Origin of the sequence: Enterobacter cloacae complex sp. 2024EL-00711 (assembly GCF_047529885.1) — a bacterium.
GTDB lineage: Bacteria > Pseudomonadota > Gammaproteobacteria > Enterobacterales > Enterobacteriaceae > Enterobacter > Enterobacter ludwigii.
In genome coordinates this window covers 1-13,783 of the sequence record NZ_JBLIZC010000016.1, presented here as the reverse complement: position 1 = coordinate 13,783, position 13,783 = coordinate 1, and the positions used below count along the sequence as shown (strand labels likewise).

The window sequence follows — 13,783 nt, the reverse complement described above, 5'->3', positions numbered from 1 at the left end:
AAGTTACGGAGAGTAAAAATGAAAGTTCGTGCTTCCGTCAAGAAATTATGCCGTAACTGCAAAATCGTTAAGCGTGATGGTGTCATCCGTGTGATTTGCAGTGCCGAGCCGAAGCATAAACAGCGCCAAGGCTGATTATTTCGCATATTTTTCTTGCAAAGTTGGGTTGAGCTGGCTAGATTAGCCAGCCAATCTTTTGTATGTCTGTACGTTTCCATTTGAGTATCCTGAAAACGGGCTTTTCAGCATGGTGCGTACATATTAAATAGTAGGAGTGCATAGTGGCCCGTATAGCAGGCATTAACATTCCTGATCAGAAACATGCTGTGATCGCATTAACTTCGATCTATGGCGTCGGCAAGACCCGTTCCAAAGCCATTCTGGCTGCAGCGGGTATCGCTGAAGATGTTAAGATCAGTGAGCTGTCTGAAGAACAAATCGACACGCTGCGTGACGAAGTTGCCAAATTTGTCGTTGAAGGTGATCTGCGCCGTGAAATCAGCATGAGCATCAAGCGCCTGATGGATCTTGGTTGCTATCGCGGTTTGCGTCATCGTCGTGGTCTGCCAGTGCGCGGTCAGCGTACTAAGACCAACGCACGTACCCGTAAGGGTCCGCGCAAACCGATCAAGAAATAATCGGGGTGATTGAATAATGGCAAAGGCACCAGTTCGTGCACGTAAACGTGTAAGAAAACAAGTCTCTGACGGCGTGGCTCATATCCATGCTTCTTTCAACAACACCATCGTTACTATTACTGATCGTCAGGGTAACGCTTTGGGTTGGGCAACAGCCGGTGGTTCCGGTTTCCGTGGTTCTCGCAAATCCACTCCGTTTGCAGCTCAGGTTGCAGCAGAGCGTTGCGCAGAAGCCGTAAAAGAATACGGCATCAAGAATCTGGAAGTTATGGTTAAAGGTCCGGGTCCGGGTCGTGAATCTACTGTTCGCGCTCTGAACGCCGCTGGTTTCCGCATCACGAATATTACTGATGTGACTCCGATCCCTCATAACGGTTGTCGTCCGCCGAAAAAACGTCGCGTATAACGCTCGTTTTTTAGGTTAGTTGGAGATAGAAAATGGCAAGATATTTGGGTCCTAAGCTCAAGCTGAGCCGTCGTGAGGGCACCGACTTATTCCTTAAGTCTGGCGTTCGCGCGATCGATACCAAGTGTAAAATTGAACAAGCTCCTGGCCAGCACGGTGCGCGTAAACCGCGTCTGTCTGACTATGGTGTGCAGTTGCGTGAAAAGCAAAAAGTTCGCCGTATGTACGGTGTGCTGGAGCGTCAGTTCCGTAACTACTATAAAGAAGCAGCACGTCTGAAAGGCAACACAGGTGAAAACCTGCTGGCTCTGCTGGAAGGTCGTCTGGACAACGTTGTTTACCGTATGGGCTTCGGCGCGACTCGTGCTGAATCACGCCAGTTGGTTAGCCATAAAGCAATCATGGTAAACGGTCGTGTTGTTAACATCGCTTCTTATCAGGTTAAAGCGAATGACGTTGTTAGCATTCGTGAGAAAGCGAAAAAGCAATCTCGCGTGAAAGCCGCTCTGGAGCTGGCTGAGCAGCGTGAAAAGCCAACCTGGCTGGAAGTTGATGCTGGCAAGATGGAAGGTACGTTCAAGCGTCAGCCAGAACGTTCTGATCTGTCTGCGGACATTAACGAACACCTGATCGTCGAGCTTTACTCCAAGTAAAGCTTAGTACCAAAGAGAGGACACAATGCAGGGTTCTGTGACAGAGTTTCTAAAACCGCGCCTGGTAGATATCGAGCAAGTGAGTTCGACGCACGCCAAGGTGACCCTTGAGCCTTTAGAGCGTGGCTTTGGCCATACTCTGGGTAACGCACTGCGCCGTATTCTGCTCTCATCGATGCCGGGTTGCGCGGTGACCGAGGTTGAGATTGATGGTGTACTTCATGAGTACAGCACCAAAGAAGGCGTTCAGGAAGATATCCTTGAAATCCTGCTCAACCTGAAAGGGCTGGCGGTGAGAGTTCAGGGTAAAGATGAAGTTATTCTTACTCTGAATAAATCTGGCATTGGCCCTGTGACTGCAGCCGACATCACCCACGACGGTGATGTTGAAATCGTCAAGCCGCAGCACGTGATCTGCCACCTGACCGATGAGAACGCAGCGATTAGCATGCGTATCAAAGTTCAGCGCGGTCGTGGTTATGTGCCGGCTTCTGCCCGAATTCATTCGGAAGAAGATGAGCGCCCAATCGGCCGTCTGCTGGTCGACGCATGCTACAGCCCTGTAGAGCGTATTGCCTACAATGTTGAAGCAGCGCGTGTAGAACAGCGTACCGACCTGGACAAGCTGGTCATCGAAATGGAAACCAACGGCACAATCGATCCTGAAGAGGCGATTCGTCGTGCGGCAACCATCCTGGCAGAACAACTGGAAGCTTTCGTTGACTTACGTGATGTTCGTCAGCCGGAAGTGAAAGAAGAGAAACCAGAATTCGATCCGATCCTGCTGCGCCCTGTTGACGATCTCGAATTGACTGTCCGCTCTGCTAACTGCCTCAAGGCAGAAGCTATCCACTATATCGGTGATCTGGTACAGCGTACCGAGGTTGAGTTGCTGAAAACGCCGAACCTGGGTAAAAAATCTCTTACCGAGATTAAAGACGTGCTGGCTTCACGTGGTCTGTCTCTGGGCATGCGCCTGGAAAACTGGCCACCAGCAAGCATTGCTGACGAGTAACCGGATCACAGGTTAAGGTTTTACTGAGAAGGATAAGGTCATGCGCCATCGTAAGAGTGGTCGTCAACTGAACCGCAACAGCAGCCATCGCCAGGCTATGTTCCGCAACATGGCAGGTTCACTGGTTCGTCATGAAATCATCAAGACGACCCTGCCTAAAGCGAAAGAGCTGCGTCGCGTAGTTGAGCCGCTGATTACTCTTGCCAAGACTGACAGCGTTGCAAATCGTCGTCTGGCATTCGCCCGTACTCGTGATAACGAGATCGTGGCAAAACTGTTTAACGAACTGGGTCCGCGTTTCGCGAGCCGTGCCGGTGGTTACACTCGTATTCTGAAGTGTGGCTTCCGTGCAGGCGACAACGCTCCGATGGCTTACATCGAGCTGGTTGATCGTTCAGAATCTAAAGCAGAAGCTGCTGCAGAGTAATCTGTAGTAACGTAAAAAAACCCGCTTCGGCGGGTTTTTTTATATCCGCTGAATCCCCACTTCTCTACAATATCTGTATCTTTTCTGTTCATCTTCTGGAGTTATTCATGTGGTTGCTCGACCAGTGGGCAGAACGCCATATCAGCGATGCTCAGCGAAAAGGCGAATTTGATAACCTTGCGGGACGCGGTGAGCCGTTAGTGCTTGATGATGATTCGCATGTTGCCCCTGAATTACGGGCCGGATATCGCTTACTCAAAAATGCCGGTTGTTTACCACCGGAACTGGAGCAGCGTAAAGAGGCCATGCAACTGGCTGACCTGCTGAAAGGGATTCGCAAGGATGATCCCAGCCACCGTGAAATTAGCAGTCGACTGGCTCTCATCGAACTCAAAATGCGTCAGGCCGGAATGAGCACAGACTTTTTGCACGGTGAGTACAGTGACAGGCTAATGCAGAAAATAAATGAGGAATAACCATGTACCGTATCGGTGAACTTGCCAGGCTTGCTAACGTAACGCCGGACACTATCCGCTATTACGAAAAGCAGCAGATGATTGATCACGAGGTTCGTACTGAAGGTGGATTTCGACTCTATACCGATCATGACCTGCAGCGCTTACGGTTTATCCGCTACGCTCGCCAGCTCGGTTTCACGCTGGACTCGATCCGCGAGTTACTTTCGATCCGCATCGATCCTGAACACCATACTTGCCAGGAGTCGAAGAGCATCGTACAGGCAAGGCTTGATGAAGTTGAAGCGCGTATACAGGAACTGCAGACCATGCAGCGTTCTCTGCAACGGTTGAATGACGCCTGTTGCGGTACAGCTCATAGCAGTATTTATTGTTCAATTCTTGAAGCCCTTGAACAGGGGGCCAGTGGAACCCAGGGCTGTTGATTTTTACTTCATCCGGGACTAGACTCCCGTCGACATACACCATGCTCAGGAGAAATTATGAGCCGCTATCAGCATACGAAAGGGCAAATTCAGGACAATGCCATTGAGGCACTGCTCCACGACCCGCTTTTCAGGCAGCGTATCGAGAAGAATAAAAAAGGAAAAGGGAGTTATTTACGAAAAGGGAAACATGCAAAACGGGGTAACTGGGAGGCCAGTGGCAAGCAAGCGAATCGCTTTTTTACCACTGGCCTTCCTTTTTTCAACGCCTGATTAAGAGCGGTTATTTTGCTCTTTCAACAGATCGCGAATTTCAGTCAATAACACTTCTTCTTTTGTCGGGGCAGGCGGCGCAGCCGGCTCTTCAGCCTTTTTACGGTTAAGCTTATTGATAAGCTTGATAGCCATAAAAATGGCGAACGCCACGATCACGAAATCAAATATGTTCTGAATGAAAACGCCATAATGCATAACAACGGCAGGGACATCACCCTGTGCATCCCGAAGCGTCACGGCAAACTGTTTAAAATCAATGCCCCCGATTAACAGTCCGAGGGGAGGCATAATAATGTCGGCTACCAATGATGAAACGATCTTACCGAACGCTGCACCGATAATGACACCCACTGCCAGATCCACCACATTCCCGCGCATCGCAAATTCGCGAAATTCTTTAACTAAACTCATTTTCTTCTCCTTGAGCCAACTGACGATTATAAGTTTAACAAATGATTAGTTAATTTCCATTGGGGATAATTAATCGTTATGAAAAATAAAAGGCATGGGAATAAGAGGGTTAATAATCAGGTGCCCTTTTATAAGCACCTGATTGATTACAGGAAGAATGGACTTGGCTGGAATAAACGTTCGACGTCGGTAATAAATTTTTTATCGGTAAGGAACATAATGACGTGGTCGCCTTGCTCGATACGTAAATTATCATTCGCAATCATCACGTCGTTTCCACGCACCACGGCACCAATAATTGTTCCCGGTGGCAGTTTAATTTCATCGATAGCGCGGCCCACAACGCGTGATGTGGTTTCATCACCATGAGCAACGGCCTCAATGGCTTCAGCCACACCGCGGCGAAGGGAGGATACGCCAACAATATCCGCTTTACGAACATGGCTCAGCAGGGCAGAAATGGTTGCTTGCTGCGGTGATATCGCGATATCAATAACGCTTCCCTGCACCAGGTCAACGTAGGCGCGGCGTTGAATAAGCACCATGACCTTTTTTGCCCCCATACGTTTGGCGAGCATGGCGGACATAATGTTCGCCTCGTCGTCGTTAGTGACAGCAATAAACAGATCAACTTGATCAATATGCTCTTCTGCCAGCAGCTCTTGATCAGAGGCATCGCCATAAAACACGATGGTGTTTTGCAGCTTTTCAGCCAGCTCAGCCGCGCGCTGTTGATCGCGCTCGATCAACTTCACGCTGTAGTCTTTTTCCAGCCGGTGCGCCAGTCCCGCGCCGATATTACCACCGCCAACGAGCATAATGCGTTTATACGGTTTTTCGAGACGCTGCAGTTCGCTCATTACCGCGCGAATATGCTGAGATGCCGCGATGAAGAAGACTTCATCACCTGCCTCGACTATGGTTGAACCCTGTGGGCGAATTGGCCTGTCATGGCGGAAAATGGCTGCAACGCGGGTATCAATATGCGGCATATGCTCACGCATGGTGGAGAGCGCATTACCGATCAATGGGCCGCCGTAATAGGCCTTAACGACCGCCAGGCTCACTTTACCTTCGGCGAAGTTCACCACCTGCAGCGCACCAGGATATTCGATCAGGCGGTAGATATTGTCGATAACCAGCTGTTCTGGAGCGATAAGATGGTCGATAGGGACCGCTTCGGAATTAAACAGCTTCTCTGCATCCCGGACATAGTCCGGGGAGCGGATGCGCGCGATCCGGTTCGGCGTGTTGAACAGCGAATAGGCCACCTGACATGCCACCATGTTGGTTTCGTCAGAACTGGTCACCGCAACCAGCATGTCAGCATCGTCGGCGCCCGCTTCACGCAGGACACGCGGGTGCGAGCCATGACCTTGCACGACGCGAAGGTCAAATTTGTCCTGTAAAACACGCAGCCGATCGCCATTGGTATCGACAATCGTGATGTCATTATTTTCGCCAACAAGGTTTTCAGCCAGCGTCCCACCAACCTGTCCGGCGCCCAGAATGATTATCTTCATATCTCGTGACCTGTTCTCAACATCACTCTTTGATTAGCTTAGCGTAAAAGAAGCCATCACCTTCTTCAGCGGCCGGCAGATTCTGCAGGCCTGGGCGTTCAGGCGTGCCCGTGTCGTGTAGCACTGCATCCGGGGTACGTTTAAGGAAGGCTGCAATCTGCTGACTGTTTTCTTCCGGAAGGACCGAACAGGTTGCATAGACCAGCGTGCCTCCTGGCTTCAGGTGTGGCCAAATGGCATCAAGAATGTCGGATTGCAGTTGAGTCAGTTCCTTGATATCGCGATCGCGACGCAACCACTTAATATCCGGGTGGCGACGAATAACGCCGGTTGCCGAGCAGGGAGCATCCAACAAGATGCGATCGAATTGCGTTTCACCACACCATTCTGCGGGTTTGCGGCCATCGCCTTGCTTAACCTGCGCTTTCATTCCCAGGCGCTTAAGGTTGTCATAGACGCGTGAAAGACGCTGCTCATCGACATCCACGGCCATGACGTTTGCCTGAGGGGCCACTTCCAGAATATGCGTCGTCTTACCGCCTGGCGCAGCGCAGAGATCGAGGATGTGCTCGCCGTTTTTAGGTTCCAGCCAGGCCATGCAGCCCTGCGCGGAAGCATCTTGTACGGTCACCCAGCCTTCATCAAAACCGGGTAAAGCATGTACCGGAGCAGGAGAGGCTAAACGCACAGCGTCAGGATATGCTTCATGTGTGAAGCCGCTCATTCCAGCCTCTTCCAGTAAAGCCAGCCAGGCGTCGCGCGTATGGTGATTACGGTTGACGCGTAACCACATCGGCGGACGCTGATTATTCGCGTCGGCAATTGCCTGCCACTGCTCTGGCCAGGCTTTTTTAAGGCGATTCAGGAGCCAGTCAGGATGCAGATAACGTGCTTCACTTTGCCCGAACTCAGCCAGAAGCTCTTCCTGCTGTCGCTGGAACTGGCGCAGAACGCCATTAATCAACCCTTTCAGCATAGGACGTTTAATCACAACGGCACCTTCCACTGTCTCAGCCAGTGCGGCATGAGGCGGGATACGCGTGTGAAGAAGCTGATAGAAGCCAACCATAATCAAATAATGCACGGTGCGCTGCTTGCCGGCCATTGGACGTGACATCAGCTTATTAACCAGCCACTCGAGCTGAGAAAGCGTGCGCAGGACGCCAAAACAGAGCTCCTGAAGCAGGGCTTTGTCTTTGTCGGACACTTTTTGCTGCAAAGCAGGCAGGATATTGCTCAATGACTGGCCCTGCTCGACAACCTGCTCAACGGCCTGAGCCGCCATACTGCGTAAATTTTGTTTTTTCATAACCGTAAAAATAAAAATGCCCGGAAACACCGGGCGCTAAAATTAAATGAGGTCAGGCAAGGCGATTGCCCGGGATAAACCATTCGCGACGAGAATTTAACAAATCCTGTGCGCTCATCGCCTTCTTACCCGCAGGTTGTAGCGATTCCAGATTCAGGATCCCTTGTGCGGTAGCAACCTGAATACCGTTCTTGCTGGCGTCGATAATCGTACCGGGCTCAGCCGTTGTGTGACCGTCAATAAGGGAGGCTTTCCAGACTTTCACCGGCTGCTCGTCGATAACCATCCAGCTCATCGGCCATGGATTAAAGGCGCGAATGCAGCGTTCAAGTTGAGCCGCTGACAGAGACCAGTCAATCCGGGCTTCTTCTTTACTCAATTTTTCAGCGTAAGTGACCAGCGCTTCATCCTGAACTTCAGGTTTCGCCGTATTATTCGCAATCTGCTGGAGGGTTTCAATCAGCCCTTGCGGGCCAAGCTCTGCCAGCTTGTCATACAGGGTGGCACTGGTATCCTCGGCCGTAATGGGGCAGGCCAGTTTATAAAGCATGTCACCGGTGTCTAAACCTACATCCATCTTCATGATTGTGACGCCCGTTTCAGCATCACCCGCCCATAAAGAGCGCTGAATAGGTGCTGCCCCACGCCAGCGTGGAAGCAGAGAACCATGCACGTTAATGCAACCCAGGCGAGGCATATCAAGCACAGCTTTTGGCAGAATTAAACCGTAAGCCACCACCACCATTACATCGGCATTCAGGTCAGCGACAAGCTGCTGGTTTTCCTGAGGGCGCAAGGATGCTGGCTGGAAAACAGGTAACCCATGCTCTTCTGCCAGCACCTTAACAGGACCTGGCATCAGTTTTTTACCACGGCCAGCCGGGCGATCCGGTTGGGTAAACACGCCAACAACCTGGTGGCCAGAAGATAACAGCGCGTCAAGATGACGCGCTGCAAAATCAGGGGTTCCCGCGAAGATAATACGTAGTGATTTAGACACGATGATCCTTGTATCCGGGGGGACGTTATGCGCGAGAACGCAAACGATCCAGTTTCTCTACTTTCTGACGAATTCGTTGCTGCTTCAGCGGCGAGAGATAATCGATAAACAGTTTACCGACCAGATGATCCATCTCATGCTGAATACAGATCGCCAGCAGGTCGTCAGCTTCCAGTTCGAACGGATTGCCGTCACGATCCAGGGCGCGAATTTTCACTTTTTCGGCACGCGGCACTAAAGCACGCTGTTCCGGAATAGACAGACAACCTTCCTCAATACCTGTTTCGCCACTCTTCTCGAGCAGCTCAGGATTGATTAACACCAGGCGGCCATCGCGATTTTCAGATACGTCGATCACGATAATACGCTTGTGAATGTCGACCTGAGTGGCCGCAAGACCAATACCTTCTTCGGCGTACATGGTATCGAACATATCATCAACGATACGCTGAATTTCTGCATTCACTTCTTTTACCGGTTCAGCGACGATGCGAAGGCGCTCGTCCGGAATATGTAACACTTGCAAAACTGCCATAAATTTCCAGAGTCGTGTTCAGGAGTTGATAAGAATATTATCTCCTATTCTAGACAAAACCCCCATCGATTGACAGCATCAGTGACCAATCGCAATGATTGCGGAGGCCGCTTATGGCAGGGGAAAGGATGACGTCGACTGAGTTATGGCTACGGTTAATACACACCGGTTCTCTTTATGGCGATGTGATGCTGGAAGCGGCAGCACGATTGCACAACCAGACAACCATTGATGGTCCCGTTGTCAGAGACGCCGGTCTGTCTGTCAAACAGGCTGCACGGTTCTTTGCGTTCAGAGAAAGTGAGCTGGAAAGTAGCCTGCTCTGGCTTGAACAGCCGGGTAACTATCTGATCACGGCGGATCACCCCCTTTATCCCCCCTTACTCCGGACGATCCCGGATTATCCAGGCGCAGTCTTTGTTAAAGGCAACCCTAATGTACTGAATGCAGTTCAGCTGGCGGTTGTTGGCAGCCGTGCACCGTCATGGTACGGCGAGCGATGGGGAAAAATTCTCTGTGAACAGCTTTCTCTAAGTGGTTTAACGATCACCAGCGGGCTGGCCTGCGGAATTGACGGTGTCGCCCACAACGCTGCGCTATCGGCAAAAGGGCGTAGCGTTGCGGTGCTGGGTAACGGTCTCTTTAGTATTTATCCTCGTCGGCATCAGGCGCTGGCTGCGCGGCTTATCGATTCTGGTGGCGCGATAGTGTCTGAGTTTCCGCTGTCAGCGCAGCCCCGGCCGGGACACTTTCCCCGGCGTAATCGAATTATCAGCGGGCTAAGTCAGGGGGTGTTCGTGGTTGAAGCAGCGGTACGCAGCGGTTCGCTTGTTACCGCACGGTGCGCGCTTGAGCAGGGGCGAGACGTGTTTGCCTTACCCGGCCCAATTGGTAACCCGGGATGCGAAGGGCCGCACTGGCTGATAAAGCAGGGTGCAACACCGGTAACGGAAGTCAGGGACATTCTTGAAAATTTGCAATATGGATTGCAATGGCTGCAGGAAGATCCCGAAAAGCGACATTATTCATCAGATCAGGGAAAGGTGGCATTGCCATTTCCCAAGCTCCTGGCTAACGTAGGAGATGAGGTAACACCTGTTGACGTTGTCGCTGAACGTGCCGGCCAACCTGTGCCAGTTACGGTAGCACAGCTACTCGAACTGGAGTTAGCAGGATGGATCGCAGCTGTACCCGGCGGCTATGTCCGATTAAGGAGGGCAAGCCATGTTCGACGTACTGATGTATTTGTTTGAGACTTACATCCATAACGAAGCAGAAATGCGAGTGGATCAGGACAAATTGACACAGGATCTTACCGATGCGGGGTTTGAGCGGGAAGATATCTATAATGCGTTGATGTGGCTGGAAAAACTGGCTGATTATCAGGAAGGCCTCGCCGAACCGATGCAGTTAGCTTCTGACCCATTGTCTGTGCGCATCTACACAGCTGAAGAGTGTGAAAGGCTGGACGCGAGCTGCCGGGGATTCATTTTATTCCTTGAGCAGATTCAGGTGCTAAACCTCGAAACGAGAGAGATGGTGATAGAGCGCGTTATGGCGCTGGATACGGCAGACTTCGAACTGGAAGACCTCAAGTGGGTCATCCTGATGGTTCTGTTTAATATTCCAGGCTGTGAAAATGCCTATCAGCAAATGGAAGAATTACTCTTTGAAGTGAATGAAGGTATGCTGCATTAATTCAATGTGCAGCACCAAGAGTTGTTATGGCCAAATCAGCACTATTCACGGTGCATAAAAATGAGCCCTGCCCGCAGTGCGGGGCTGAACTTGTTATTCGGTCCGGGAAACACGGCCCGTTTCTCGGTTGTTCCCACTATCCGGAATGTGATTATGTCCGTCCCCTGAAAAGCCAGGCGGATGGACATATCGTCAAAATTCTGGAGGGACAGCTTTGCCCTCTTTGCGGCGGCGAGTTAGCGCTACGTCAGGGTCGTTTCGGCATGTTTATTGGCTGTAGCCACTATCCTGAATGTGAACATACAGAACAAATTGATAAACCCGATGAAACGGCTATTGCCTGTCCTCAATGCCAGCGTGGACAACTGGTGCAGCGCCGTTCTCGTTTTGGTAAGACCTTTCATTCCTGCGATCGCTATCCTGAATGTCAGTTTGTTATCAATTTCAAACCGGTAGCGGGTGTCTGCTCTCATTGCAATTATCCGTTACTTATAGAGAAAAAAACGGCGCAAGGTTTGAAACGCTTCTGCGCCAGTAAACAATGTGGAAAGCCGGTTCCGGCGGATCAAAACAGTGAAGAATAACCTGCCATCAGGCTCCATTGCTCATGCGGTGGATGTCCTGAAAAATGAAGAAGTCATCGCCTATCCAACTGAAGCTGTTTTTGGGGTCGGTTGCGATCCTGACAGCGAAACGGCCGTTGGCCGATTGCTCACACTTAAACAGAGGCCAGTCGAAAAAGGGCTTATTTTAATCGCTGCTAACTATGAGCAGCTTAAGCCTTATATCGATGATTCCATGCTAACGCCGGAGCAGCGGGAGACTATTTTCTCAGCATGGCCCGGCCCCGTGACCTTTGTTTTCCCGGCGAAGCCGACAACGCCGCGCTGGTTGACCGGGCGCTTTGATTCCCTCGCCGTGCGCGTAACGGACCATCCGCTGGTGGTCGAACTTTGCCTGGCCTTTGGGAAACCACTGGTCTCAACCAGCGCGAATCTGACCGGGCAGCCACCTTGCCGCACAACCGACGAAGTACGGGCGCAGTTTGGGAATGATTTCCCGGTTGCCGTCGGTGAGACGGGAGGGCGCCTCAATCCGTCTGAAATCCGCGACGCCTTGACCGGCGAACGTTTTCGCCAGGGGTAATCCAATGGAAACCTATGCTGTTTTTGGTAATCCGATAGCGCACAGCAAGTCACCGTTAATCCATCAACTGTTTGCCGAGCAACTGCAAATAAATCATCCCTATGGCCGCGTGCTGGCGCCCGTTGATGCATTTATTCCTGCGCTGGAGGGTTTCTTCAACGCGGGTGGCAAAGGTGCGAATGTAACGGTACCGTTTAAAGAGGAAGCCTTCGAACGTGCGGATGAACTCACAGAGCGTGCTTCCCTTGCGGGTGCAGTGAATACCTTAAAACGGCTTGAAGATGGACGCCTGCTGGGAGACAACACTGACGGAATTGGGTTACTGAGCGATCTGGAAAGGCTCTCATTTATTAAGCCTGGTTTCAGGGTTCTGCTAATTGGTGCGGGCGGAGCGTCGCGGGGAGTATTGCTGCCTCTGCTGTCACTGGATTGCGCGGTGACCATTACAAACAGGACCTTCTCGCGGGCAGAAGCGCTGGCTGCGTTGTTCGCACATACCGGCAGCGTGAGCGCGGTCGCCCTGGATGAACTTGCCGATCGTGAGTTTGATCTGATCATCAACGCCACCTCCAGCGGTATCGGTGGTGACGTGCCGGCGATCCCTGCTTCGCTGGTAAGTGCCCATATTTACTTCTACGACATGTTCTATCAGAAAGGGAAGACACCTTTTTTGAACTGGTGTGAACAGCACGGCGGAAAACACGTAGCCGATGGGCTGGGAATGCTGGTGGGACAGGCGGCACACGCGGTGCTGCTCTGGCACGGTGTATTGCCTTTGGTCGAACCGGTCATTGAAAAGCTGAAAAGGGAGCTCACGGCGTGAATCAGGCAATTCATTTTCCGGACAGGGAAAGCTGGGACGAGAGTAAACAGGCGGTCTGTTTCCCGGTGCTGGTGCATGGAATGCAACTTACCTGTGCCATTCGTGGGGAAACGCTGTTGCGTCGCTTTGGTGGTTCAGACCCGTTAGAGGTGTTTTGTGAAAATCGCTGGGATCTTGAAGAGGAAGCCAGCGATTTAATCCGCGATCAGCAGGAAGACGATCAGGGTTGGGTCTGGGTATCCTGACTCAGATAGTCATTCTTCCATTTAACGTAGTTATTCGCCGAGTATTTTAATCCTTCGATCTCTGCCTCCTTCAGGGGGCGGATCTGTTTTACCGGGCTTCCCAAATAGAGATAGCCGCTCTCCAGTCTTTTGTTCTGGGGAACAAGGCTGCCTGCGCCAATCATCACGTCATCTTCTACAATGACGCCATCCAGCAAAATCGACCCCATGCCAACAAGAACCCGATTACCAATAGTGCAGCCGTGAAGCATCACTTTATGGCCGACGGTGACATCTTCTCCAATGATGAGTGGATTGCCCTGGGGGTTATAGGAGGATTTGTGGGTTACGTGCAGAACGCTACCGTCCTGAATATTGGTGCGTGCGCCAATGGCTACATGGTTTACATCCCCCCGAATGGCGACGAGCGGCCAGATACTGACGTCATCGGCCATTCGAACATCGCCGATGACCACGCTGCTGGCATCGATCATCACGCGATCGCCTTTTTGGGGGAAAAGATCTTTATAAGGACGTAATACTGCGGACATATCTACCTCGAACGATGAGCACTATATAGAAGACTTGATCATATTATTGGATCGAGGCAAGGCAAAAAGCGTCAATATTTAAGCATATTGGGTGGGATTTCAGCGAAAAGCGCGGAAAATCGACAGTTGGAAAAAAAGATCAAAAAAGTACTTGTGCTAAAAATTGGGATCCCTATAATGCGCCTCCATCGACACGGCGGATGTGAATCACTTCACAGTTAACCCGGTCGGTTGAAGAGAAAAAATC

The 13,783-nt window shown here is 51.2% G+C and carries 21 protein-coding genes; 15 read left to right on the top strand and 6 right to left on the bottom strand.

What is annotated here, in order from left to right:
* Positions 1 to 18: 18 nt before the first annotated feature.
* The 9 genes from rpmJ to ACMVME_RS22590 all read left to right on the top strand — a co-directional run bounded on the left by rpmJ (position 19) and on the right by ACMVME_RS22590 (position 4,313).
* Positions 19 to 135: a 50S ribosomal protein L36 gene (rpmJ, locus tag ACMVME_RS22630; protein WP_000868187.1), complete on the top strand. Its 117-nt coding sequence runs from the start codon at positions 19 to 21 to the stop codon at positions 133 to 135.
* A 146-nt stretch (positions 136 to 281) separates the two neighbouring features.
* On the top strand, positions 282 to 638 hold the full coding sequence (rpsM, locus tag ACMVME_RS22625) for a 30S ribosomal protein S13 (protein WP_003863308.1): 357 nt from the start codon (positions 282 to 284) through the stop codon (positions 636 to 638).
* Between the two features lie 16 nt (positions 639 to 654).
* Positions 655 to 1,044, top strand: coding sequence for a 30S ribosomal protein S11 (rpsK, locus tag ACMVME_RS22620; RefSeq protein WP_003863312.1), 390 nt, complete (start codon positions 655 to 657; stop codon positions 1,042 to 1,044).
* Between the two features lie 32 nt (positions 1,045 to 1,076).
* Entirely contained in the window at positions 1,077 to 1,697 is a 621-nt protein-coding gene (gene rpsD / locus ACMVME_RS22615; protein ID WP_004868345.1) for a 30S ribosomal protein S4, read from the top strand.
* A gap of 25 nt (positions 1,698 to 1,722) precedes the next feature.
* Entirely contained in the window at positions 1,723 to 2,712 is a 990-nt protein-coding gene (locus tag ACMVME_RS22610; protein WP_002919219.1) for a DNA-directed RNA polymerase subunit alpha, read from the top strand.
* Positions 2,713 to 2,752: 40 nt separating this feature from the next.
* A complete protein-coding gene (gene rplQ, locus ACMVME_RS22605; protein WP_001216372.1) occupies positions 2,753 to 3,139 on the top strand; it encodes a 50S ribosomal protein L17 in 387 nt (128 codons plus the stop codon).
* A 107-nt stretch (positions 3,140 to 3,246) separates the two neighbouring features.
* Entirely contained in the window at positions 3,247 to 3,615 is a 369-nt protein-coding gene (locus ACMVME_RS22600; RefSeq protein WP_040018175.1) for a DUF1992 domain-containing protein, read from the top strand.
* 2 nt (positions 3,616 to 3,617) lie between these two features.
* On the top strand, positions 3,618 to 4,040 hold the full coding sequence (gene zntR, locus ACMVME_RS22595; protein WP_014171894.1) for a Zn(2+)-responsive transcriptional regulator: 423 nt from the start codon (positions 3,618 to 3,620) through the stop codon (positions 4,038 to 4,040).
* Positions 4,041 to 4,097: 57 nt separating this feature from the next.
* On the top strand, positions 4,098 to 4,313 hold the full coding sequence (locus ACMVME_RS22590) for an alternative ribosome-rescue factor A (protein WP_032680166.1): 216 nt from the start codon (positions 4,098 to 4,100) through the stop codon (positions 4,311 to 4,313).
* Here ACMVME_RS22590 and mscL read toward each other — a convergent pair whose 3' ends face one another.
* From mscL to def, 5 genes are all read right to left on the bottom strand, one after another.
* Positions 4,314 to 4,727: a large-conductance mechanosensitive channel protein MscL gene (gene mscL / locus ACMVME_RS22585; protein WP_014171892.1), complete on the bottom strand. Its 414-nt coding sequence runs from the start codon at positions 4,725 to 4,727 to the stop codon at positions 4,314 to 4,316.
* Positions 4,728 to 4,873: 146 nt separating this feature from the next.
* Positions 4,874 to 6,250: a Trk system potassium transporter TrkA gene (trkA, locus tag ACMVME_RS22580; protein ID WP_014171891.1), complete on the bottom strand. Its 1,377-nt coding sequence runs from the start codon at positions 6,248 to 6,250 to the stop codon at positions 4,874 to 4,876.
* A gap of 22 nt (positions 6,251 to 6,272) precedes the next feature.
* Positions 6,273 to 7,559, bottom strand: coding sequence for a 16S rRNA (cytosine(967)-C(5))-methyltransferase RsmB (rsmB, locus tag ACMVME_RS22575; protein WP_251859159.1), 1,287 nt, complete (start codon positions 7,557 to 7,559; stop codon positions 6,273 to 6,275).
* 52 nt (positions 7,560 to 7,611) lie between these two features.
* The gene (gene fmt / locus ACMVME_RS22570; RefSeq protein ID WP_014171889.1) at positions 7,612 to 8,559 is read right to left on the bottom strand and encodes a methionyl-tRNA formyltransferase; all 948 of its coding nucleotides are present in this window, start codon (positions 8,557 to 8,559) and stop codon (positions 7,612 to 7,614) included.
* 25 nt (positions 8,560 to 8,584) lie between these two features.
* Entirely contained in the window at positions 8,585 to 9,094 is a 510-nt protein-coding gene (def, locus tag ACMVME_RS22565) for a peptide deformylase (RefSeq protein ID WP_008503479.1), read from the bottom strand.
* 128 nt (positions 9,095 to 9,222) lie between these two features.
* Between def and dprA the strand changes: the two genes are divergently transcribed.
* From dprA to ACMVME_RS22535, 6 genes are read left to right on the top strand one after another with little or no spacing between them, the layout of a single operon-like run.
* Positions 9,223 to 10,347 carry a DNA-protecting protein DprA gene (gene dprA, locus ACMVME_RS22560; RefSeq protein WP_153853426.1) on the top strand — a complete coding sequence of 375 codons (1,125 nt, stop codon included), beginning with the start codon at positions 9,223 to 9,225 and terminating at the stop codon, positions 10,345 to 10,347.
* The gene (gene smg, locus ACMVME_RS22555; RefSeq protein WP_014171887.1) at positions 10,319 to 10,792 is read left to right on the top strand and encodes a DUF494 family protein Smg; all 474 of its coding nucleotides are present in this window, start codon (positions 10,319 to 10,321) and stop codon (positions 10,790 to 10,792) included. The genes dprA and smg overlap by 29 nt, the downstream gene beginning before the upstream one ends.
* A gap of 26 nt (positions 10,793 to 10,818) precedes the next feature.
* Positions 10,819 to 11,376 (top strand): type I DNA topoisomerase, encoded by a 558-nt coding sequence (locus tag ACMVME_RS22550; RefSeq protein ID WP_014171886.1) that lies wholly within the window; start codon positions 10,819 to 10,821, stop codon positions 11,374 to 11,376.
* Positions 11,366 to 11,938 (top strand): L-threonylcarbamoyladenylate synthase type 1 TsaC, encoded by a 573-nt coding sequence (tsaC, locus tag ACMVME_RS22545; RefSeq protein WP_020882978.1) that lies wholly within the window; start codon positions 11,366 to 11,368, stop codon positions 11,936 to 11,938. Before ACMVME_RS22550 ends, tsaC begins: the two co-directional genes overlap by 11 nt.
* 4 nt (positions 11,939 to 11,942) lie before the next feature.
* Entirely contained in the window at positions 11,943 to 12,761 is an 819-nt protein-coding gene (aroE, locus tag ACMVME_RS22540) for a shikimate dehydrogenase (RefSeq protein WP_025202893.1), read from the top strand.
* Positions 12,758 to 13,006 carry a DUF1488 domain-containing protein gene (locus tag ACMVME_RS22535; RefSeq protein ID WP_014171883.1) on the top strand — a complete coding sequence of 83 codons (249 nt, stop codon included), beginning with the start codon at positions 12,758 to 12,760 and terminating at the stop codon, positions 13,004 to 13,006. Before aroE ends, ACMVME_RS22535 begins: the two co-directional genes overlap by 4 nt.
* Here ACMVME_RS22535 and ACMVME_RS22530 read toward each other — a convergent pair.
* A complete protein-coding gene (locus ACMVME_RS22530; RefSeq protein ID WP_251859158.1) occupies positions 12,982 to 13,536 on the bottom strand; it encodes a gamma carbonic anhydrase family protein in 555 nt (184 codons plus the stop codon). The two genes, ACMVME_RS22535 and ACMVME_RS22530, sit on opposite strands and share 25 nt — an antisense overlap.
* Positions 13,537 to 13,783: the final 247 nt, after the last annotated feature.

Excerpts from the sequence above, each read along its gene's own strand:
- ACMVME_RS22600 (WP_040018175.1), top strand. The coding sequence starts at position 3,247 with ATGTGGTTGCTCGACCAGTGGGCAGAACGCCATATCAGCGATGCTCAG.
- rpmJ (WP_000868187.1), top strand. The coding sequence starts at position 19 with ATGAAAGTTCGTGCTTCCGTCAAGAAATTATGCCGTAACTGCAAAATC.
- ACMVME_RS22530 (WP_251859158.1), bottom strand. The coding sequence starts at position 13,536 with ATGTCCGCAGTATTACGTCCTTATAAAGATCTTTTCCCCCAAAAAGGC.
- dprA (WP_153853426.1), top strand. The coding sequence starts at position 9,223 with ATGACGTCGACTGAGTTATGGCTACGGTTAATACACACCGGTTCTCTT.
- trkA (WP_014171891.1), bottom strand. The coding sequence starts at position 6,250 with ATGAAGATAATCATTCTGGGCGCCGGACAGGTTGGTGGGACGCTGGCT.
- zntR (WP_014171894.1), top strand. The coding sequence starts at position 3,618 with ATGTACCGTATCGGTGAACTTGCCAGGCTTGCTAACGTAACGCCGGAC.
- rpsD (WP_004868345.1), top strand. The coding sequence starts at position 1,077 with ATGGCAAGATATTTGGGTCCTAAGCTCAAGCTGAGCCGTCGTGAGGGC.
- ACMVME_RS22590 (WP_032680166.1), top strand. The coding sequence starts at position 4,098 with ATGAGCCGCTATCAGCATACGAAAGGGCAAATTCAGGACAATGCCATT.
- ACMVME_RS22610 (WP_002919219.1), top strand. The coding sequence starts at position 1,723 with ATGCAGGGTTCTGTGACAGAGTTTCTAAAACCGCGCCTGGTAGATATC.
- rsmB (WP_251859159.1), bottom strand. The coding sequence starts at position 7,559 with ATGAAAAAACAAAATTTACGCAGTATGGCGGCTCAGGCCGTTGAGCAG.
- rplQ (WP_001216372.1), top strand. The coding sequence starts at position 2,753 with ATGCGCCATCGTAAGAGTGGTCGTCAACTGAACCGCAACAGCAGCCAT.
- smg (WP_014171887.1), top strand. The coding sequence starts at position 10,319 with ATGTTCGACGTACTGATGTATTTGTTTGAGACTTACATCCATAACGAA.
- def (WP_008503479.1), bottom strand. The coding sequence starts at position 9,094 with ATGGCAGTTTTGCAAGTGTTACATATTCCGGACGAGCGCCTTCGCATC.
- ACMVME_RS22550 (WP_014171886.1), top strand. The coding sequence starts at position 10,819 with ATGGCCAAATCAGCACTATTCACGGTGCATAAAAATGAGCCCTGCCCG.
- aroE (WP_025202893.1), top strand. The coding sequence starts at position 11,943 with ATGGAAACCTATGCTGTTTTTGGTAATCCGATAGCGCACAGCAAGTCA.
- mscL (WP_014171892.1), bottom strand. The coding sequence starts at position 4,727 with ATGAGTTTAGTTAAAGAATTTCGCGAATTTGCGATGCGCGGGAATGTG.
- rpsK (WP_003863312.1), top strand. The coding sequence starts at position 655 with ATGGCAAAGGCACCAGTTCGTGCACGTAAACGTGTAAGAAAACAAGTC.